Here is a 22157-nt window from a genome sequence, read left to right on the forward strand (position 1 = left end):
GCGGCCGTTTCACCTATCCGCGTGGTCGCGCCGTCACGCACGTATGCTGACCGACATGCGCGTCTACCTCCCCACGACCCTGCCCGGCCTGGCCGAGGCCCACAAGGCGGGCGAGCTGGGCCCCGCACCGCTGGACGCCTACGCGGTCACCCCCAGCCTGCGCGAGTGGTACGTCTCCGACGACATCGAGGAGCTGGAGTACGCGGCTCTCTCCCGGGCCGCCCAGGCCTCGCTCCGGCTGCTCGCCGTCTCTCCCGACGTCCCGCGCCGTCGCGTCGTGCTCGCGGTGGACGTGCCGGAGTCGGCCGTCTCCTTCGACCCGGACCGGGGGCTGGACTCCGCCGCCCTCGGCGAGGTCCGGCTGGCCGCGAAGGTGTCGATGAGCGACGCCGCCGCCGTCCACCTGGACGCGGACGACGCACGGGAGGACGTGACCGCCGCCGCACTGGCGCTGGGCGCGGCCGACGCGGGCGACGACGACGCCCAGTTCACCGTCGACGGAGCGGAGGACCACGAGCTGCTCTGGTTCGCGACGCAGGAGATCCCCAACCTGATCGGCTGAGGCCCCCGCGCCACCGCGCCACCGCGCCCCGAGCGGCCCGCGCCCCTGCGCCCCCCGCGCTCCCGCCGGAGCGCCACGGGCCGGCCGGGCTGTCGTACCCGCCGGGTAACGTCGTCGGGGTGAACGCTCATCTGGTGTGGGACTGGAACGGGACCCTCTTCCACGACATCGACGCCGTGCTGGAGGCCACGAACGCCTCCTTCGCCGAGCTGGGCCTGTCCCCGATCACGCTGGACCGCTACCGCGAGCTGTACTGCGTGCCGGTGCCGAAGTTCTACGAGCGGCTGATCGGCCGGCTGCCCACGGACGCGGAGTGGCTGGTGATGGACGAGGCGTTCCACCGCCACTACTGGGAGCGGGCGGGGAACTGCGGCCTCGCCGAGGGCGCCGCCGAGCTGCTGGCCGCCCAGCAGCTCGCCGGGCTGACGCAGTCGCTCTGCTCGCTGGCCCCACACGACCTGCTGATACCGATCGTGCGCACCCACGGCATCGAGCGCCACTTCGTCCGGATGGACGGCTCGACCGGTCCGTCCGGCGGCGGCAAGGCCGCCCAGATGGTCCGCCACCTGGCCGCGCTGGAGGGGGTCGCGCCCGACCGCGTGGTCGTGATCGGGGACGCGGTGGACGACGCGCTGGCGGCGGCCCACGCGGGGGCGTACGCGGTGCTGTACACCGGGGGCTCGCACAGCCGGGGCAGCCTGGCGGTGGCCGGCGTACCGGTGGTGGACACGCTCGCGGAGGCCGTGGAGGCCGCCCGTCACCTCACCGCCGGGTGACTTTTCCCGTTCATCGGACGGTGCGATCGTCCGATGAGCGGACAGGACGGATCCCGCTGACGGTTTCCGCCCGCTGATGACCACCGGTCGGATGCGCCCTGTCCATTTGGTCCAACAATCCGTCCGGTATTTGTACAGAGGCGTCCCCTGACAGCCCCCCCGGCCGGAGCGATAGCCTTACTGCGTGATCAGCGTTGATCCCTACAGGCGGGTCCGATCCGTAAACATCGGTACGCACCCCCTGTATCCCGGCATAGCGTCGTCCCGTAGCGGTGAACCCGCGAACCGGGCCGCCGCGCCATCACCCGACGTCACGCAACGGCGCGCGACAGGAGTCAGAGGACATGCAGACCAAGCTGGACGAAGCCAAGGCCGAGCTGCTCGCACGGGCGGCCCGGGTAGCTGAGAACAGCCCGGCAGGGGGACCACCCGGCCAGGGCCTCGACCAAGAGGCGCTGCTCGCGTTCCTCCAGCGGTACTACCTGCACACGGCACCCGAGGACCTGCTCGACCGCGATCCGGTCGACGTGTTCGGCGCGGCGCTGTCCCACTACCGCCTCGCGGAGCTGCGCCCGCAGGGCACCGCGAACGTCCGGGTGCACACCCCGACGGTCGAGGAGAACGGCTGGGCCTGCAGCCACACCGTCGTCGAGGTCGTCACCGACGACATGCCCTTCCTCGTCGACTCGGTCACCAACGCGCTGTCGCAGGCCGACCGGGCCATCCACGTGGTGGTGCACCCGCAGATCGTGGTGCGCCGCGACCTGACCGGGAAGCTGCTGGAGATCATCGACTCCGGCTGCGGGACGCACGACAACGGCGTCGCCCCCGAGAACCTGCCGCACGACGCGCTCACCGAGTCCTGGATCCACGTCGAGATCGACCGCGAGACCGACCGCGACGACCTCAAGGAGATCACCGCGGAGCTGCGCGGCGCGCTGTCCGACGTCCGTGAGTCCGTCGAGGACTGGACGAAGATGCGCGAGGCCACGCTCCGGATCGCCGAGGAGCTCGCCGCGACCCCGCCGCCGCTGCCCGAGCAGGAGGTCGGCGAGGCCTGGGAGCTGATGCGCTGGCTCGCCGACGACCACTTCACGTTCCTGGGCTACCGCGAGTACGAGCTGACCACCGCCGCCGGCCCCGACGGCACCGGGGAGGACGTGCTGTCCGCGGTGCCCGGCACCGGCCTGGGCATCCTGCGCTCCGACCCCCAGCACGGGGACGACGGCACGCACCCCGGCTCCCCCTCGTTCAACCGGCTGCCGGCCGACGCGCGGGCCAAGGCCCGCGAGCACCGGCTGCTGATCCTCACCAAGGCCAACAGCCGCTCCACCGTCCACCGACCCTCCTACCTCGACTACGTCGGGGTGAAGAAGTTCGACGCCGAGGGCAACGTCATCGGCGAGCGGCGCTTCCTGGGCCTGTTCTCCTCCGCCGCGTACACCGAGTCCGTACGGCGCGTCCCGGTGATCCGCCGCAAGGTGGAGGAGGTGCTGGACGGCGCCGGCTTCACCCCGGACAGCCACGACGGCCGCGACCTGCTCCAGATCCTGGAGACCTACCCGCGCGACGAGCTGTTCCAGACGCCCGCCGACGAGCTGCGCTCCATCGTCACCAGCGTGCTGTACCTCCAGGAGCGCCGCCGGCTGCGGCTGTTCCTGCGGCAGGACGAGTACGGCCGCTACTACTCCGCGCTGGTCTACCTGCCGCGCGACCGCTACACCACGGCGGTGCGGCTGCGGCTCACCAACATCCTCCAGGACGAGCTGAACGGCCACAGCGTCGACTTCACCGCCTGGAACACCGAATCGGTCCTCTCCCGGCTGCACTTCGTCGTCCGCGTCGCGCCCGGCACGGCGCTCAACGACCTCACCGAGTCCGAGATCGACCGGATCGAGGCCCGGCTCGTCGAGGCCGCCCGCTCCTGGGCCGACGGCTTCGCCGAGGCGCTCAACGCCGAGTGCGGCGAGGAGCGGGCCGCGGAGCTGGCCCGCAGCTACGCCCAGGCCTTCCCCGACGGCTACCGCGCCGACTTCACCCCCCGCTCGGCCGTCGCGGACCTGCAGCACATCGAACAGCTCAAGCCCGAGGGCGACTTCACCCTCAGCCTGTACGAGCCGGTCGGCGCGGCCCCCGGCGAGCGGCGCTTCAAGATCTACCGCACCGGCGCGCCCGTCTCGCTCTCCGCCGTCCTGCCCGTGCTGCAGAAGCTCGGCGTCGAGGTCGTGGACGAGCGCCCCTACGAGCTGCGCCGCACCGACCACACCCGCGCCTGGGTGTACGACTTCGGGCTGCGGCTCGACCCGTCCCTCGGCGACCTCGGCGACGACGCCCGCGAGCGCTTCCAGGAGGCCTTCGCCGCCACCTGGACCGACGAGGCGGAGAACGACGGCTTCAACTCCCTGGTGCTGCGCGCCGGGCTGAACTGGCGCCAGGCCATGGTGCTGCGCGCGTACGCCAAGTACATGCGGCAGGCCGGTTCGACCTTCAGCCAGGACTACATGGAGGACACCCTCTGCAACAACGTCCACACCACCCGGCTGCTGGTCAACCTCTTCCAGGCCCGGATGTCGCCCGACCACCAGCGGGCCGGCAAGGAGCTGACCGACGGCCTCCTGGAGGAGCTCGACGGCGCGCTCGACCAGGTCGCCTCGCTGGACGAGGACCGCATCCTGCGCTCCTTCCTCACCCTCATCAAGGCGACGCTGCGCACCAACTACTTCCAGCGCCGTGACGACGGGCAGCCGCACAGCTACCTGTCGATGAAGTTCGACCCGCAGGCGATCCCGGACCTGCCGGCGCCCCGCCCGGCGTTCGAGATCTGGGTCTACTCGCCCCGGGTCGAGGGCGTCCACCTGCGCTTCGGCAAGGTCGCCCGCGGCGGCCTGCGCTGGTCCGACCGGCGTGAGGACTTCCGTACCGAGGTGCTGGGCCTGGTCAAGGCCCAGATGGTGAAGAACACCGTGATCGTGCCGGTCGGCGCCAAGGGCGGCTTCGTCGGCAAGCGGCTGCCCGACCCCGCGGTGGACCGCGACGCGTGGCTGGCCGAGGGCATCGCCTCGTACAAGACGTTCATCTCCGGGCTGCTCGACATCACCGACAACCTGGTGGGCGGCGAGGTCGTCCCGCCGAACGGCGTGGTGCGGCACGACGAGGACGACACGTACCTGGTCGTCGCGGCGGACAAGGGCACCGCGTCCTTCTCCGACATCGCCAACGAGGTCGCCGTCAGCTACGGCTTCTGGCTGGGCGACGCGTTCGCCTCCGGCGGCTCGGTCGGCTACGACCACAAGAAGATGGGCATCACGGCCAAGGGCGCCTGGGAGTCCGTGAAGCGGCACTTCCGCGAGATGGGCCACGACACCCAGACCGAGGACTTCACGGTCGTCGGCGTCGGCGACATGTCCGGCGACGTGTTCGGCAACGGGATGCTGCTCAGCGAGCACATCCGGCTGATCGCGGCCTTCGACCACCGGCACATCTTCCTGGACCCGACCCCGGACGCGGCCACCTCCTTCGCCGAGCGGCGCCGGATGTTCGAGCTGCCGCGCTCCTCGTGGGCGGATTACGACACCTCGCTGATCTCGGCGGGCGGCGGCATCCACCCGCGCACCGCGAAGTCCATCCCGATCACGGCCCAGGTCCGCAAGGCGCTCGGCATCGAGTCGAACGTCGCCAAGCTGACGCCCGCCGAGCTGATGAAGGCGATCCTCCAGGCCCCCGTGGACCTGCTCTGGAACGGCGGCATCGGCACCTACGTCAAGGCCTCGACCGAGTCGCACGCGGATGTCGGCGACAAGGCCAACGACCCGATCCGCGTCGACGGCGCGGACCTGCGGGTCAAGGTCGTCGGCGAGGGCGGCAACCTGGGGCTGACGCAGCTCGGCCGGATCGAGTTCGCCCTGGGCGGCGGCAGGATCAACACCGACGCGATCGACAACAGCGCCGGCGTGGACGCCTCGGACCACGAGGTCAACATCAAGATCCTGCTCAACAGCGTGGTCGCGGAGGGCGACCTCACCGTCAAGCAGCGCAACACGCTGCTCGCCGCGATGACCGACGAGGTCGGCGGCCTGGTGCTGCGCAACAACTACGCGCAGAACGTCGCGCTGGGCAACGGCATGGCGCAGGCCTCCAGCCTGCTCCACGCCCACCAGCGCTTCATGCGCAAGCTGGTGCGCGACGGCCGGCTCGACCGGGCGCTGGAGTTCCTCCCCACCGACCGGCAGATCCGCGAGCGGCTCGCCAACGGGCAGGGCCTGACCCAGCCCGAGCTGTCCGTGTTGATGGCGTACACGAAGATCACGGTCGCGGAGGAGCTGATCCACACCGACCTCCCGGAGGATCCCTACCTGCGCACGCTGCTGCACGACTACTTCCCGAAGCCGCTGCGCGAGAGGTTCGCGCCGCAGATCGAGAACCACGCGCTGCACCGTGAGATCGTCACGACGATGCTGGTCAACGACACCGTCAACACCGGTGGCACGACCTTCCTGCACCGCTTCCGCGAGGAGATCGGCGCGACCGGCGAGGAGATCGTCAGGGCGCACACCGCGGCCCGCGCGATCTTCGGACTGGCCGGGATCTGGGACGAGGTCGAGGCGCTCGACAACGTCGTGGCCGCCGAGGTGCTCACCCGGATCCGGCTGCACTCGCGCCGCCTCGTCGAGCGCGCCACGCGCTGGCTGCTCAACAACCGGCCGCAGCCGCTGGAGATCGCCGAGACGATCGACTTCTTCCGCGACGGGGTGGCCACCGTCTGGGCCCAGCTGCCGAAGCTGGTGCGCGGCGCGGACCTGGAGTGGTACCAGAACATCTACGACGAGCTGACCGGCGCGGGCGTCCCGGAGGAGCTGGCCACCCGGGTCGCGGGCTTCTCCTCCGCCTTCCCGGCCCTCGACATCGTCGATGTCGCGGACCGCGCGGGCAAGGACCCGATCCACGTCGCCGAGGTCTACTACGACCTCGCCGACCGGCTGCGGATCACCCAGCTCCTGGACCGCATCATCGAGCTGCCGCGGGCCGACCGCTGGCAGTCGATGGCCCGTGCGGCCATCCGCGAGGACCTCTTCGCGGCCCACGCCTCGCTCACCGCCGACGTGCTGGCCGCCGGGGACGGCACCTCCACCCCGGAGCAGCGCTACAAGGCGTGGGAGGAGCAGAACGCGGCGCTCATCGGCCGCGCCAGGACGACCCTGGAGGAGATCCAGGGCTCGGAGGAGTTCGACCTGGCGAACCTGTCGGTCGCGATGCGGACGTTCCGTACGCTGCTGCGCGCCCGCCGCTGAGCGCTCCCGAAGGAACCGCCGCCGGCCGGACCCCGCACACCGGGGCCCGGCCGGCGGCGCGCTGCCCCCCGGCGCGTCAGCGGGTGGTGCCCGGCGCGGGCGGGCTCGGCGACGGCCCTCCCGAGGTGCTGGCCGCGGGGGAGGGGGCGGGCGGCGCCGGGTGGTGGTGGCTGTCGCGCATGAAGGCGTAGGTCAGGGTCACCGCGAGGAGCAGGGCGACGACGCTGCCCGCGATCGCGAGCAGCGTCTGCTGCCGGAACGTTCCGCCCACCGGCGCGACGTCCGGGGTCGCGGTGCCCCAGTTGGACCAGGTGGCGACGACCGGCCCGAAGAGGTTGCCCGTCGGGGCCCCGGCGGCCGGGTCCGCGGCCGGATCGTCGGGTACCAGCGGCTCCGGCGCGGGCGGCTGCCGGGCCGCGACGGTGCGCCGCGCTATCTCCGCGGTCAGCCGCTCCGGCAGCCAGCCGGTGAAGTCGCGCAGCGGGCGCCCCGCCGCCCGTTCGCACAGCTCGGCCAGTTCGGCGGGCGCGGGCCGGTCGGCGGGATCGGCGGCCAGGCAGCGCTCCAGCACCGGGCGCAGCAGGTCGGGGTAGCCGGTCAGGTCCGGCGGCCGGCGGGCGGTGTTGGCGATCCGGGTGGCGAGGCTGACCGGGCCGCCGGGGCCGCCCTCGCCGTACGGGTGGCGGCCCGACGCGGCGACGGCGGCGACCAGGCCGAGCGAGAAGACGTCGGTCGCGGGGGTGAGGGCGTCCCCGCCGGCGTGCTCGGGCGACATGTACTGCGGGGCCGCGACGAGGCCCGTGCCCCGCGTCAGCCGCGCGGACTGGGCCGCCCCCGCCAGGCCGAAGTCCGCCAGCCAGGGGCCGTCCTCGCCGAGCAGCACGTTGCCCGGCTGCAGGTCGCGGTGGACGACCCCGCAGCCGTGCACCGCGCGCAGCCCCTGCGCCACGCAGCCGGTCAGCTGCAGGACGGCGGTGGGCGGCAGCGGGCCGAAGGCGGCGAGCGCGTCGTCGAGGGAGAGGCCGGGTATGTAGGCGGTGGCCAGCCAGGGCCGGTCCCCGCCGGCGTCGTGCCCGACGATGGGGACGACGTGGTAGCCCCGCACGTCCTGCGCGGCCCGCACGTCTGCCGGGAAGCGCCGGCGGAAGCCCTCGTCCCGCGCGTACGCGCGGCGGACCACCTTCAGGGCGACGGGCTGCCCGCCCGGGGCGTGCGAGAGGTAGACCGTGCCGAGACCGCCCTCGCCGATCCTGGCGAGCAGCCGGTACCCGGCGATCTCCCGGGGATCCTCCGGCCGCAGCGCGCCCAGCGCGCCGGGAGCGTCGCCGCTGACGCTGTCGTTGCTGGCGATGTCCGGCACCCCCGATAGGCGATCGAGGAACGATGCTATCGGTCCGAACTCCTGTGCATGGCACGGGAATCCGGCCATGAGCGGGTGCCGCGCCACCGGACCGGCGCAGGGGCGGCCGACGGCAGCGCCCCCGCCCTCCCGGCGGACCGGGCGGACGGGGGCGCGGAGGCTTCGCGGTGCGGCGGTGCCGCGGTCAGACCGTCGGGGTCGTCGGGGCCGAGGAGACCAGGACGAACTCGTTGTAGGGGAAGACCTTCCCGGCGGCGCGGGGGAAGGGGAAGGAGTACGTGCGCCGCGTGGTCAGACCCGCCTCGTCGGCGTACGCCCGCAGCTCCTCGAAGCCGACGAAGCGCACGTGCGTGGCGTCCGTGCGGTAGCCGGCCTCCTGCGGGGTGATGAGGACGACCGAACCGCCCGGCTTCAGGTACGGCAGGTACTGGGTGAGCAGCCCCTTCGCGACGTCCTCGTCCAGGTGCTCCAGCACGTGCGCGCAGAGCAGGCTGTCGAACGAGCCGGGCCCGCAGTCCGCCGCCTGGGCCAGCTCGTCCGGGGTGTACGCGGTCAGGCCGCGCTCGCGGGCGGTCGCCACCGACGTCGGGTTGTGGTCCACGCCCACGCTGTCGGGACCGCAGTTCTGCAGGTTCCGGCCCAGCCCGCAGCCGATGTCGAGCACCCGGCCCAGCTTCAGGCGGCGCAGGTTCCAGCGGTACGGGGCCTGCGTCGGGAGCAGCCGCTTGATACCGGCCTTCTCCAGGGTCGCCAGACGCTCGGTGTAGTTGGCGTCGGCGGTGCTCTTACGGTCCTGCGAGGTGTCGGACATCAGCCGGAGTAGCTTTCTCTGGGATGAACGGGAGGAACGCTGGGTGACGGGAGGGCGGCCCGGCCTGGACGGCCGCAGGCAGGCGATCCTGTCCGGGACAGCCTGGACGGATGGCGGTATCCGTGAACGCTAGCAGCGCGGAGAACGCAAACACCAGGGCCGACGGGCAGCGCCGAATTCCAGCTCCCGGACATGATCCGAGAGCAGCAGGTCAGCGGGGTAAGCGCGTACGGTCCCGGTCACGCGGGATCACCGTCGGCGAGGGTGAACGCCCCCTCGGCGGGCATGACCGGCAGCTCGCCCCCGAGGAGCAGCGGAGCGTCCGCCGGCCCGTCCGGAGCGTCCGCAGGCCGGGGCGTACGGTCCCACAGCTCCAGGTCGCCGGCGGGGGTGGACCCGAGGACCAGCTCGCGGCCGGGCCCGCTCACGTAGACGCCACCGGGCGCCGGCGGGCCGACGGCGATGCGCGTCGATCCGTCGGCCAGGGTGAAGGCGACGTCCCAGACCACGCTCGCGGCGGCTCCGGGAGCGGTGCGGGCGGCCGCCAGGTCGGCGAGGGAGAACCGGGACGTCACGACGCTGCCGGGCGCCGTGGCGGGGCCCACCGGGCGGCAGACCGCGGGGTACTCCAGCAGCGTTCCGGAGGGGCGGTGGGTCAGCCGCAGGGTGCGCGGCTGCTCCTTGCCGCTGTTGGCGGCGAGCAGTTCGACGGCGTCCTCGCCCAGCGCCTGATGGCCGGTGAGCCGGACGTCGACCGGTTCGACCACCAGCCGCAGCCCGCCCGTCCCGAAGCACGGGACCAGGCGCGTCCGGTCGTCCAGCGGGAGCGGCGCCGGTGCGGCGGCCGAGCCGCTCGCCCCGGCGAGCACCTCGGCGGTCCTGACGACACCGGCGGTCGCCACGGTGACGCCGAGCCGCCACTCGCCCGCACTCCACCGCCCGCCGCGGCGCAGACGCGCGGGGTCGACGGTGATCTCGAAGCCGGACCAGTCGTAGCAGTGCCGCTCCTGCCCCGAGGCGTACGTGGCCTCCGGGGCGGGCACGGTCCGCAGCGGCAGCAGGAGCCTGCGCCGCCCCGACGCCAGGAACGCGGTCTTCAACGACCTGCGCCGGGTGGAGGCGTCCAGGTTCCGGATGTAGGCGTAGCCCCGCAGGACGAGCTTGCCGTCCTGCCGGCGCGCCTCCAGGAGCCGCGACCGCACGGGGAGGTCGGCCGCGGAGAGCGCGGCCACGCCGTACGGCAGCCGGATCGCACCGCCGCCGGGGCCGGCGGGGAACTCGGCACGCCGGCGGAACGGGGTGCCCGCGACCGTGAAGCCGTCCCCGTTCTCCTCCTCGTGCGCCAGCACGGCGAGCAGGTCGTCGAGCCGGCCCTCGCGGACGAGGTGGTACCTGATCCGCTGCCCGACCGGGAGTTCGGCGAGAAGCGCGGGGTCGACGCGCGCGAGGAAGTCCCGGGCGCGGTCCATGAGGACCTCGCGGTACTCGGGGCAGGCCGGCGGCAGCGCCGCCACGCACCCCGGCAGCTCCTCGGTGAGGACGGAGCGGTCGTGGAGCCTCCGGTGCGGCGTCGTGTCCAGGAACCGGCCGATGCCGTCCAGGGCGGTGAAACGGTCGCGCAGGTCCTGGACGTCGGCGGGGTGGGGGATCGGGCGGGCGCGGTCGTCCCGGTGCTCGTGCAGGACGTCGACGGCCCCGGCCAGGACGTGCGCGCGGATCGTGACCGCGCTGTCCTCGTGGTGGACGTCCTCGGGGAAGGCGAGCGCGTGCCGGTCCCAGAAGGCGCGGCGGAAGACCCGGTTCGCCGCCGAACGGTCCGCCGGCAGCACGGCGCCGGCGCCCCCGGACGCGCCCCCGGACGCGACACCGGACGCGACACCGGGCGGGAGGACGGCCGCGAGGTCGGCGCCCGAGCGGTCCAGCCGGGCCACCAGCTTCTCGTACCAGCGCGGCGGGAGCGTCTCGTCACCGTCCAGGAAGGCCAGGTACGCGGTGCGGGGGTCCGCCTGCCCGGCTCCCGTGTTGCGGGCGTGGCCCAGGCCCCTGGTGCCCGGCCGCCCGGCGCGCACCAGGCGGAACCGCCGGTCGTCCGCGGCGAACCGCCGCGCGGTCTCCGGCGTGCGGTCCGCGGGACCGTCGTCGACCATCACCACGTCGAGGGCGTCCAGCGTCTGTTCCGCGACCGACCGGAGGCAGTCCTCCAGGTACTGCTCGGCACGGTGGACGGGGACGACGACGGTCAGTCGGGGCGTCATACGGAGGCTCGGGCCTTTCCTGGCGGGGTGCGGGTGCCGGGGCCGGCGTTGCCGCCGGCCCCTCCCGTTCGCCGGGCCTGCGCGACCCGGCGTGGCGGACTGATCCACCCACAGTAGCCGCTCGATCGCCCAACGTAGTCGCCCGGCAAGCGGTGTTGCCCGTCAGCCGCGGCGCAGCGCCTTCGTGATGAACGGCGGCAGCACGTTGACCGCGAAGCGCCGCAGCGGGGAGCGGCGCCTGGCCGGCGCGGGCTTCGGGGGAGCCGGAGCCGCGACCTGGACGGGCTCCGGCTCGGCCGGCGGGACGGCTTCGTGGCGGGAGACCGGCTGCGCCGGCGGGGTCGCCTTGCGGCCGCTGATGCGGATCAGCGGCTCGCCGACGACGGTCTGCACCTCGTGCCAGAGGTCGTCGCGGGTCCCCAGCCACTCCAGCAGCTCCGCGCGCACGGCCGCCGGGTCGCCCCAGGTGCCGTAGAGCTTGCGGTCGGTGATGCAGATGACGTGCAGCCCGCCGGTGGTGACGGCCTGCCAGGACGCGGCCGCGACGCCGGGGCAGTGCTCGGCGCGGAAGTCGTCGAGGACGACCACGCCGTGCGCCTTGAGCAGGTCGCGGGCGTCGGCGATGTCCGCGTGGACGTGCTCGTAGAGGTGCGAGGCGTCGATGTGGACGAACCGGCAGCTGTCGGCGGTGACATGGTCGGGTACCACCGAGGACAGGCCCTGCACGACCGTGGGCAGCTCGTCGTGGAAGGAGAGGTAGTTCGCCTCGAACGCCCGCCGGGTCAGCGTGGAGTACGACCGGGCCATCTCGTCGCTGTTGGCGGTGTCCTGGGCGGGCGCGTCGAACAGGTCGCAGACCGTGAAGCGCTCGCCCTCCCGCCGGTAGGAGCCGGTGAAGATGGCGCTCTTGCCCAGGTAGACCCCCACTTCGAGCAGGTCGCCGGGCTCGGTGAGCCGCTGCTGCCGGCTGAGCAGCCAGTCGAAGAGCAACTGGTCGGCGGGGAAGAACCAGCCCTTCACCTCGGAGAGCGCGGTGGGGGCGGGGAGCGCCTGTGCCGGCTCGGTGGGGGCGGGGGGTTGGTCGGTGGTCGTGGGGGCTTCCATGGGTGTTCCGTTCAGCTGGGCGTGAGTGAAGCGGAAAGGGTTCCGGTGTGCGGGCGGCCGGACAGCGCGCGCCCCTGGCCGGGGGCGGCCACCGGGCGGCGGTCCTGCGGCGGGATCACCGGCGGCAGGGTGTCGCCGCGGTTCTCCAGGAAGAGCCGGCGGACGACGCGCTCGGCGGCGTGTCCGTCGTCGAACGGGCAGAAGCGCTCGCGGAACGCGGCGCGCAGCTGCGCCGAGCGGGGCCCGCGCCAGGCGTCGGTCGCGAGGATGTCGATCAACTCGTCCTCGCTGCGCGCCAGGAGGCCGGGCGGCTGCGCGGTGATGTCGAAGTAGGCTCCGCGCGAGGCACGGTAGACCTCCCAGTCCTCGGCGTGGATGACGATCGGCCGGTCGAGATTGGCGTAGTCGAACATCAGCGACGAATAGTCGGTCAGCAGGACGTCCGACGCCAGGCAGAGCTGCTCGACGGACGGGTGCCGGGACACATCGAGGAAGGCCGACTGTCCGGCAGCGTGCTGGGCGCCGGTGTCATAGAGGTGATGCGTACGCATCAGGACCGTGAATCCGGGGCCAAGTTCGCGGGCGATGCGCTCCACGTCGAGGTCGGCGTGGAAGCCGGCGCGGTAGTCGCGGTGGGTGGGGGCGTAGAGCACGGCCGTGGAGTCGCGCGGGATGCCCAGCTCGGCGCGGACGCGCCGCACGTCCTCGGGGGTGGCCCGCTGGAAGACGTCGTTGCGGGGCTGGCCGTACTCCAGGGTGGTGAAGGCGGACGGGTAGGCGCGCTCCCAGGTGAGGGTGGCGTGGCGGCTGGAGGACAGGTTGTAGTCCCAGAGGTCCGCCTGGGCGAGGACGTGCGCCAGGTCCGCGCTCCGCGCGGCGGCCGGGAACTCCCGCAGGTCCAGGCCCATGTGCTTGAGCGGGGTGCCGTGGTGCGTCTGGAGGGTGAGCTGGCCGGCCCGCTTGGTGAAGCGGGGGTGCAGCTCGTCGTTGGTGACCAGGTACCTGGCCCGCGCCATCGCCGTCCAGAACGCGGCCGAGCCCGGCTGCAGCCGGCGCACCCCCGGCGGCAGGGTGTGGGCGTGCTCGGGGGTGGTGACCCAGGCGGTGCGCAGGTGCGGGGCCAGGTCGCGCAGCCGGGCCTCGATGGCGGCCGGGTTGCAGACGTAGCCGCGGTTGTCGTACGCGGAGAAGACCGCCAGCTCCTGGTCGAGGGGGCGCCGCCGCTGCAGGCGGTAGTGCAGCCGCAGCGCCGCCCCGCGGATCCGGCCGCCGCGGGCGGCGAGCCACGCCTGAGCCCGCAGCCGGGTGCGGTGGACGCCGCCCAGCGACTGGAAGGAGCGGCGGGCCCCCAGGCGGACCAGGGCGTAGCGCAGCCCCGCCTGGCTGAGGGGGGAGCCGCGGAAGGCCCGCGGGCGGTGCCGGCGGTAGTAGGCGCGGCACCGCTTGAAGTAGTCGGCGCGGGACGAACGCGGCAGCCGGTCGGGGGAGTTGTAGACGGTGGTGAGGTGGTCGAGCATCCGCCGGAAGAGGGCCGGCCGCCAGTGCTCCAGGCGGGGGTGGCCGTCGAGGAAGGCGAAGACCCGGTCGTACTGCTTGAAGATGTCGAAGTGCCGGCGGCTGGTCGTGCCGAGGAGGGTGCCGCGGCGGCGCTGCCGGTAGCGGACGCACACCTGGTCCAGGACGGCGATGCTGTCGGCGGCCAGCAGCGCCGGGTACGTCCAGGCGGTGGCCTCGTAGTAGCCGGGCGGGAAGGTGAGCTGCGCCCGCTCGGTGAACTCGCGGCTGTAGGCCTTGTTCCAGACGACGGTGAGCAGGTCGAGCAGCTCGGGGCGGTCACCCAGGGTGAACGTCTCGGGCCCCCGCTGCGCCAGGTGCCCGGCGAGCCGGTTGCGCCGGGCCTCGCCGTCCCAGTAGGTGCGCTCGTAGTCGAGGAGCAGGAGGTCCGGGCAGCCGGTCTCCTTGAGGCGGTCCGCGACCGCCAGCAGGGCGCCGGGGGCGAGCGTGTCGTCGCCGTCGAGGAAGAGCAGGTAGTCGCCGGTGGCGCGGTGCAGCCCGGCGTTGCGGGCGAGGCCGGGGCCGACGTTCTCGGGGAGGTGGAGTGCGGTGATCCGGCGGTCGCGGCCGGCGAACTCGTCGATGATCTCGCCGCAGCCGTCCGGCGAGCCGTCGTCGACCACGATCAGCTCGAAGTCGGTGAACGACTGGGTCGTCACGGATTCCAGGCAGGCCTGTAGATAGGCCTGAACCTTGTAGGCGGGCACGATGACGCTGAACCGGGGCAAGGGGCATCCAGGTGTTGACGCGGGCGCTGTGGACGGGCGCCCGCGTACACACGAGGATTGCTCGGTTATCGGATGAACCAGGACGTACGCGGCCGGTACCCGTTATATGCGGCGCAACGTCGCGGGGAGTGATCTGGTTACGGCGTCGTGGGGGTGCTTGATCACGACTACTTCACAGCGCCGGCCATCACCCCCGACACGAACTGCCGCTGGAAGGCGAAGAACACCACGAGCGGGACGACCATGGACACGAACGCGCCGGGCGCGAGGATGTCGATGTTGCTGCCGAACTGCCGGACCTGCTGCTGGAGGGCGACGGTGATCGGCTGCGAGTCGCTGTCGGCGAAGATCAGCGCCACCAGCATGTCGTTCCACACCCACAGGAACTGGAAGATCCCCAGCGAGGCGATGGCGGGCCCGCCCAGCGGCATGATCACGGTGGTGAAGAGCCGCAGCTCGCCGGCGCCGTCCAGCCGCGCCGCCTCCAGCAGTTCGCGCGGGATCTCGGCGAAGAAGTTCCGCAGCAGGAAGATCGCGAACGGCAGGCCGAAGGCGGTGTGGAAGAGCACGACGCCGGTGATGTCGCCGAAGATCCCGATGTCGCCGAAGAGCTGGGCGACCGGGATCAGCGCCACCTGGATGGGGACCACCAGCAGGCCCACCACGGCCAGGAACCACCAGTCCCGGCCCGGGAAGTCCATCCACGCGAAGGCGTAGCCGGCCAGCGAGCCGATGACGACGACGAGCAGCGTGGTCGGGACGGTGATCATGACGGTGTTGAGCAGCGAGTTGACGACGGTGTCGTTGCTGAGCAGCGACTTGTAGTTGGAGACGGTGAGCTCGGAGGGGGCGCTGAAGACCTTCCACCAGCCGGACGCCGCGATGTCCGTGGGGTCGCGCAGGGAGGACAGCAGCAGGCCGATGGTCGGCAGCAGCCAGAAGAGCGCCACCACGATGAGGAAGACCCGCACCGCGCCGCCGCTGACCCAGGAGGCGACTTTCGCCGCGATCGCGCTCATCGTCGTGCCTCTCTGCGCAGCCGCCGGATATTGAAGATCATCACGGGCAGGACGAGGAGCAGCAGGAGGACGCCGATCGCACTGCCGACACCCTGGTCGTTACCGCCGCCGAAGGACTTCAGGTACAGCTGCAGCGCGAGCACGTTGGCGTCGGACTGCGAGGCGCCGGGGGCGATGATGTAGACGAGGTCGAAGATCTTCAGCACGTTGATCATCAGCGTGATGAGGACCACGACCAGCACCGGTGCCAGCAGCGGCACGGTGATCTTCCGGAACACCTGCCACTCGTTCGCGCCGTCCACCCGTGCCTGCTCCAGCAGCTCACGCGGCACGCCCGCCAGGCCGGCCGCGATGAGCACCATCGCGAAGCCCGCCCACATCCAGATGTACGAGACGATGATCGACGGCGTGACCAGGCTCGGGCCGAGCCAGTCCACCCCGTTGTACTGGGTGGCGAAGTTGGACGCGGGCAGCCGCAGGTTGGCGCCGGCCGCCGAGGCCGGCAGCGCGAACGTGCCGTCGTCGCCGGACTTCGCCGACGCGACGACCTTCCCGTCCTTCACCGCCTCGACCTTGACGCCGGGCAGCGCCTTCTCACCGGCGTCGATCGCGCCGGCCTTCCCGCCGCCGCCGGCCTTGAAGTCCAGCCACACGGTGCCCGAGACCCCGCCGTCCGCCGCGGGCGCGGCGGGCTTCGCGTCCTGCGCGCCGCCCGGGATCTTGTTCTGCGGGATCCCGATCAGCGGCAGCGCCGCCGACGTGCCCGGCTGCGCCTGCGCCTTGGTGGTGAACGAGCCGCCCGCCGTCGGCGCGAGATCCGCGTTCGGGCGGGGCCTGGCACCCGGATAGGCGGACGCCTCGGCGAACGTGTCGTGGATCCCGACCACGACCGCGTTGGCGACACCGCGGTCCGGGTCGTTCTCGTACACCAGCCGGAAGATGATCCCGGCGGCCAGCATCGAGATCGCCATCGGCATGAAGACGACGAGCTTGAACGCCGTGCCCCAGGACACCCGCTCGGTCAGCACCGCGAAGATCAGACCCAGCACGGTGGCCACCACCGGGGCCACGACCACCCAGATCGCGTTGTTCTTGACGGCCGTCAGATTGGCGTGGTCGGTGAAGACCTCGCCGAAGTTCCTCAGGCCCACGAACGCCGAGTTGTCCGCGTCGAAGAAGCTGCGCTGGACGGTGTACCCGATCGGGTACACCACCAGCGCGCCCAGCAGCAGCAGGGCGGGCAGCAGGAAGGCGATCGCCACCCCGGGCCGGGTGCCGAGCAGGCTCTTGCGCTTCACGGGGGGTGGGCCGGCCGCGGCCGCGCCCCCCGTGGTCACCGTCGAGGCCACCGGCGCCTCAGTTCTTGTACGCCTTGGCGGCGTCCGCTTCGAGTTTGGCCTGGGCGCCCGCCACGTCGGTGGGCTTCACCAGGAAGTCCTGCAGGTCCTTCCACTCGCCCTCGCCCTTGGTGCCGCCGAAGGCGGCGGGCGCCTGGTCCGACATGTCGAAGCGGAAGTCGTCACCCGCCGAGATCAGCGCCTGCGCGATCTTCCGGGAGACCTCGTCGGGGTAGGCCGCCACGTCCAGCGACTTGTTCGGCGACACGAACCCGCCGGACGACGCCCACACCTTGGCCGCGTCCGTCGAGGCGAGGAAGGTCAGCAGCGCCTGGGCGCCCTTGCCGTCCTTCAGGATCACCGCGACGTCACCGCCGCTGACCACCGGCGCCTTGCCGCTGCCGACGGCCGGGAAGGGGAACACCTTGGCGTCGGTGCCGACCTTCGCCTTGGTGCTGGAGGAGATGACGGCGGCCGAGAAGTCGCCCTCGTAGACCATCGCGGCCCCGGGCGGGGTGCCGGTGAACGTCTGGGAGATCGACTTCGGGAAGTCGGTCTGCAGGGCGCCGGCCGGGCCGCCCGCGACCAGGTCCTTCTTGCCGAAGAGCCCGGCGAGAGTGGTCAGCGCGTCCTTGACGGACGGGTCCGTCCACTTGATCTTGTGCTGGGCGAGCTGGTCGTACTTCTCGGGGCCGGCCTGGCTCAGGTAGACGTTCTCGAACCAGTCGGTCAGCGTCCAGCCGTCCGCGCCGCCGACCGATACCGGCGGCGTGCCCGACTCGAAGATGGTCTCCGCAGCCTTGAGGAACTCGTCCCAGGTCTTCGGCTCGGCGACGCCCGCCTGCTGGAAGGCCGCGGCGTTGTACCAGACCAGCGACTTGTTGGCGGCCTTGGCGTAGACGCCGTACTGCTTGTCCTTGTAGGCGCCGAGGTCCTGCCAGCCCTTCGAGAAGTTCTTCGTCAGCTGGGCCTGTGCCTCGGGGCCGATCGGCTTGACCCAGCCCTTGTCCGCGAACTGGTGCAACACGCCGACCTGCGGCAGGAACGCGACATCCGGCGGCGCCCCGCCCTGGATCTTCGTCCCCAGGAAGGTGGACGTGCTGTCACCGGTCGGGACGAAGGTGACCGTCGCGCCGGTGCGCTTCTGGAACTCGTCCAGCACCTTCCGGAAGTTCTTCTGCTCGGCGCCCGTCCACACGGCGGCCACCTCGAGCTTCTGGCCCTTCAGATCCGGCAGCTGGAGCCCCGATGACGACGTCGGCGGGGCGCTGGAGTTCGGCCCCTCCTTCTTGTCATCACTGCCGCAGCCGGCCGCGGTGAGCGCCAGTGCGGCGGCCGCAACAACGGCCAGCGCGGTTCGTGCCTGGTGGTTGTGCGCGCGCGTGCTGAATGTACGCATCTGCTCATCCCCTCGGTCCGGTCCGTCTGTCCTACGCCTGCGCGGAACAGCGACGCAAGGGCATGGGCGGGGTATAGGGGTTGATCGTGACCTTGACGTGATGCGGCGTCAGCGGGGTTTGAAAACCCGAAAATTGGGCCCCCGGGCGAACCGCCGGGCCGGCGGTTCCCGCAGGGGCCGGCGCGTCCGGACCGGGGCCCGAGCGGACGCCCGCGCGGGCACCGCGGCAGGGGCTCGCGCGGGCATCGCACCCTCAGCTCGCGCGGGCGGCGAACCCGGGGCCCGCGCGGGCGTCACATCAGGGGCTGGGCCGGGCCCGCCCCCGCGGACTCGGCGGCGCGCTGCAGCGCGCTGGCGAGCAGCGCGAGGTCCGTCGGCCCGTTGCCGAGCTCGCGCAGCGGCCGGCGGGTCGGCGGGTCGCCCATCCGCTCCCACTCCAGCGGCACGACCGTGGGCCGCAGCGTCGCCGTACGGGGGATGCGGCCGCTGACCCGGCCCGCCTGGAACGGCACCACCGCGCCGCCGGGACGGCGCAGGTAGCCGCGGCCCGGCACCTCCTCGTCCAGCCCCGCCGGGTCCTCGACGTGGACCAGCAGGGCGGCCGACGCGGGATCCTCGGTGCGCAGCGCGATCCGCAGCCGCGACCGCTCGTCCGCCTCCGTCCCCGAGGTGCGCTCCGGGCGCCCCGTCGACACGACCAGGTGCACGCCGAGCCGCTCGCCCTCGCGGGCCACCGCCTCCAGCGCCCGCACGACGGAGCCGGCCGCCGGGCGGCCGGGGCTGCCGAGCCCCGGTGCGACCAGCGCGTCGAAGTCGTCGACCACGACCACCAGCCGGGGGAGTGCGGAGTCGCTGCGGGTCTGGACCCGCAGCGCGCCCTGCTCGGACGGCTTCCGGCCGTCGCCCCGCGAGCCGTCGCCGCGCAGATCGCCCCGCGCCGCCGCCTGCCGGGGCACGGTCACCAGCCGGTCCGCGTGCCACTGCGCGAAGCCCTGACCGCCCAGCAGCTCCTCGCGGCGCTTGAGCTCGGCTCCGAGCGCCTGGGCGAACTCGCGCATGCGGGTGGGGTCGGAGGCCGCCAGGTACGTCGAGACGTGCGGCAGGTCGGTGACCGCGCGCAGGCCCTCGCCGCGCTCGGTGCCCGCCCCGTCGACCAGGACCAGCGCCAGCCGGTCGGGCCGCTCGGCGGCGGCGAGCGCGGAGGCGACCGAGCGCAGCAGCTCGGTCTTGCCCGAACCCGCGGTCCCGCCCACCATCAGATGCGGCCCCTCGGCCGCCAGGTCCACCACGACCCGACCGCCGGAGCCCGAGCCCAGCACCGCCAGCGCCCGTCCGCCGGCCCGTGCGTAGCCGGTGAGGGGCGGCCGGTCAGCCTCATGCCCGTCCCGCCCGTCCCGCCCGTCCCGCTCGTCCTGTCCGTCCCGGCGGGTCGTCCGCTCGCCCGTGTCGTCCGGGGAGCCGTCCCAGCGGGCGGTGATCTTCGCGGGGGTGGCCAGCGCCAGGTCCAGCGCGTCCAGCAGCCGGACGGTGCGCGGCAGCGCGTTGCGGGCGCGCGGTGCCGTCGTGTCCGTCTCCCGCAGCGGCGCGAGCGCCCGCGCGAAGCGCTCGGCCCACGCGGGCGACACCGCGTCCACGACGACCTGCTCCGGACCGTACGGATCCATCCGCAGGGTCGTCGCCACGTCGCCGGAGAGCTGGGCGACGGCGCCGCACTCGGCCGCGAGCCGGTCGGGCGACTCGGCCAGGCACAGCACGTGGATGCCCGCCGAGGGGCCGACGGCCGCTATCCGGTCCAGGGTGTCGCGCAGCGCCGCCGAATCCGGGTCGCCGTCCACGACGACCAGGGTGAAGGGGCCCTCGCGGTGGGCGGCGGCCTCGGCGACGGCCTCCGGCGCGGCCCCGGCCCAGCCGGAGCCGAGCGGACCCTCCTCCAGGCGGCGGGCGAGTTCCGTGACGCGGGCTGCCGCCTGCTCGCGGTCGAAGGCGAGCAGCAGCCGGCAGTCCTGGCCGTGCGCCGGACGCAGCTGCGGCAGCCAGTTGAGCCAGGCCCACTCGTCGGCGCGCTGCTCGGCGCCGCGCGAGCGGTCGGCGCTGATCAGGACGAGCTCCAGCGTGCCGGGGGAGTGCAGCGCGCAGGCCTGCGCCAGCACCGCGCGGGCCAGCCCGGCCAGCCGCGGCCGCGGCCCGGCGAGGCCGAGCGCGAAGGTGTGCGGGTCGCGCAGGTCGACGGTGAAGGGGACGGTGCGCAGGGTGCCCGCGCCGTCCTCGGAGGGCAGGTCCGCGGTGCCCAGCCGCAGCGTCAGCGCGTCCGGATGCCCGGGTCCGCGCTCCCAGAGCCTGCGGCCGGGGCCGAGCGCGGTCAGCAGCACGGTGGCCGGGTCGGGCCAGCGGTCGCGCAGCGCGGCCGCCTCGGCGGCCAGCCGCGCGCCGTCCGCGCCCTGCGCCGCGGCGCTGCCGCGGCCGGCCGCCAGCCGCCGGGCCCACGCTCCTATGGTCCCGGCGACCCCGCCGCCGGGCTGCGGCGGCTGGGGCGGCCTCGGGACCCGCACCGTCTCGTCCTGCCGCAGCCGTTCGCCGCGGCCGTACGTCGCGGCCGGGTCGTCGGTGCCCGGGGCGCGGTCGTCCGCGTAGCCGTGCGAACCGCTGCGCGGGGTGTCGATCCGTCGGGAGGAGCCGGCGGGCGGGGCGGCCGGAGCGGTCGGAGCCGCGGCGGGCGGCCGTGACGGGGCGGGAGACGGCGAGACGGGAGACGCTGAGGCGGGAGACGGTGAAGGGGATGGTGCGGACGCCGGGCGGGGGCCGGGGTACGGGGCGGAGCCGTGGCCGGCGCCCGCCCTTCCCGGCCCGCCGGTCCGTCCGGCCGCGGGCGCGCCCGCGGCCGGGAGGGCGACCCGCAGATGGCCCTCGCTGTCGGGCGCCGCCGGGACGGGGGCCTCGCGCGGACCGGGCTCCACGTGGAGGGTCGATTCGCCGATCCGCAGCAGCGCGCCGGGAGGCAGCGGGACCGGCCGCTCCCCGACGGGGCGGTCGTCGACGGTGGTGCCGTTGGTCGAGCCGAGGTCCGCGACGGTGACCCGGCCGTCGGCGGCGACGGTGACCGTGCAGTGCAGCCGGGAGACGTCGGGATCGTCCAGCGGGACGTCCGCCTCGGCGGAGCGGCCGACCCGGACCTGGCCGCCCTGCAGCAGATGGACGCCGCCGGAGTCCGGACCGCCGACGACGCACAGCCGGGCCGGGGCGGAGGCGCCCGACGGGGGCTCGGCGTGCTGCTCGGCGGGGGTGTGCAGGGAGAGCACGGCGCCGTCCACGAGGGGCGGCATGCCGAGCAGCGCTCCCGGGTCGAGCCGTTCGGTGCCCGCGTAGAGCGCGGCGGAGGAACCGGAGGAGCGCGCGGGCCTGCCGTCGCCGGCTCCGGACGCGAGCGCTCCGGAAACCGCGCTCAGCGCGGTCCCCGCGGGGGCGGTGACCAGCACGTCGCAGGTGCGCCCCGCTCGGCCGCTGCGCGGCCCGAGGACGGTCAGCCGGATCTGCATCTCGTCCGCGGTCCCTTCTGCCCGGATGCCTGGCAGGAAGCTCCCCACCGCGCACGGGCGCGTCGACACGTACAAGCACGAGCGGGCGGGCGCCTGTTGCCCCGTCACACCCGTACGGGAAGCATCCTCCCACTTGCCACCGACAACCCGCCCCCGGTCCTGACAGTAGTGATCTTGAATGATCAGTTGTTGACCGGAAAGGTGCTGCTTGTCGCAATGAGAAGCGGTTCCGGGGCAACCATGTGGTGGTCGGCCGCGTCCTACTCCCGAGCTGCGCACTCCGCGCGCCCGGTCCGCACGCCGTCCCGCGCGCCCGGTGTACGCGGTCGGCAGCGGGCCGCGGGGGCCGTCCGCACTACAGTTGGCACGGTCGGGGCCCGACGGGCCGCGGCGGAGCAGGGAACCACCAGGTGCCGCCTCCACCGGGTACC

General features: G+C 73.5%; 12 protein-coding genes. 3 read left to right on the plus strand and 9 right to left on the minus strand.

What is annotated here, in order from left to right:
• Positions 1-55: 55 nt before the first annotated feature.
• The 3 genes from ABZ721_RS32020 (at position 56) to ABZ721_RS32030 (ending at position 6626) form a co-directional block, all read left to right on the plus strand.
• A complete protein-coding gene (locus ABZ721_RS32020; protein ID WP_358792269.1) occupies positions 56-562 on the plus strand; it encodes a hypothetical protein in 507 nt (168 codons plus the stop codon).
• Between the two features lie 119 nt (positions 563-681).
• Positions 682-1338, plus strand: coding sequence for an HAD family hydrolase (locus ABZ721_RS32025; RefSeq protein WP_358792270.1), 657 nt, complete (start codon positions 682-684; stop codon positions 1336-1338).
• 344 nt (positions 1339-1682) lie between these two features.
• Entirely contained in the window at positions 1683-6626 is a 4944-nt protein-coding gene (locus ABZ721_RS32030; RefSeq protein ID WP_358792271.1) for an NAD-glutamate dehydrogenase, read from the plus strand.
• 76 nt (positions 6627-6702) lie between these two features.
• On the opposite strand, the gene ABZ721_RS32035 is transcribed toward ABZ721_RS32030, so the two are convergent.
• The 9 genes from ABZ721_RS32035 to ABZ721_RS32075 all read right to left on the minus strand — a co-directional run bounded on the left by ABZ721_RS32035 (position 6703) and on the right by ABZ721_RS32075 (position 21726).
• Positions 6703-7986, minus strand: coding sequence for a serine/threonine-protein kinase (locus tag ABZ721_RS32035; RefSeq protein ID WP_358792272.1), 1284 nt, complete (start codon positions 7984-7986; stop codon positions 6703-6705).
• Positions 7987-8170: 184 nt separating this feature from the next.
• A complete protein-coding gene (locus ABZ721_RS32040) occupies positions 8171-8797 on the minus strand; it encodes a methyltransferase domain-containing protein (protein WP_358792273.1) in 627 nt (208 codons plus the stop codon).
• 239 nt (positions 8798-9036) lie between these two features.
• A complete protein-coding gene (locus tag ABZ721_RS32045; RefSeq protein ID WP_358792274.1) occupies positions 9037-11052 on the minus strand; it encodes a glycosyltransferase family 2 protein in 2016 nt (671 codons plus the stop codon).
• Between the two features lie 162 nt (positions 11053-11214).
• On the minus strand, positions 11215-12156 hold the full coding sequence (locus tag ABZ721_RS32050) for a class I SAM-dependent methyltransferase (RefSeq protein WP_358792275.1): 942 nt from the start codon (positions 12154-12156) through the stop codon (positions 11215-11217).
• A gap of 11 nt (positions 12157-12167) precedes the next feature.
• On the minus strand, positions 12168-14438 hold the full coding sequence (locus ABZ721_RS32055; RefSeq protein WP_358792276.1) for a bifunctional glycosyltransferase family 2 protein/CDP-glycerol:glycerophosphate glycerophosphotransferase: 2271 nt from the start codon (positions 14436-14438) through the stop codon (positions 12168-12170).
• Positions 14439-14605: 167 nt separating this feature from the next.
• Positions 14606-15457, minus strand: coding sequence for a carbohydrate ABC transporter permease (locus ABZ721_RS32060; RefSeq protein WP_358792277.1), 852 nt, complete (start codon positions 15455-15457; stop codon positions 14606-14608).
• Positions 15454-16755, minus strand: coding sequence for a sugar ABC transporter permease (locus ABZ721_RS32065; RefSeq protein ID WP_358792278.1), 1302 nt, complete (start codon positions 16753-16755; stop codon positions 15454-15456). Before ABZ721_RS32065 ends, ABZ721_RS32060 begins: the two co-directional genes overlap by 4 nt.
• Before the next feature lie 58 nt (positions 16756-16813).
• A complete protein-coding gene (locus tag ABZ721_RS32070; RefSeq protein WP_358792279.1) occupies positions 16814-18193 on the minus strand; it encodes an extracellular solute-binding protein in 1380 nt (459 codons plus the stop codon).
• 293 nt (positions 18194-18486) lie between these two features.
• Positions 18487-21726 (minus strand): FtsK/SpoIIIE domain-containing protein, encoded by a 3240-nt coding sequence (locus tag ABZ721_RS32075; protein ID WP_358792280.1) that lies wholly within the window; start codon positions 21724-21726, stop codon positions 18487-18489.
• Between the last annotated feature and the right edge of the window lie 431 nt (positions 21727-22157).

This window comes from Streptomyces sp. NPDC006733 (assembly GCF_040636125.1).
In the GTDB taxonomy this organism is placed as follows: domain Bacteria; phylum Actinomycetota; class Actinomycetes; order Streptomycetales; family Streptomycetaceae; genus Actinacidiphila.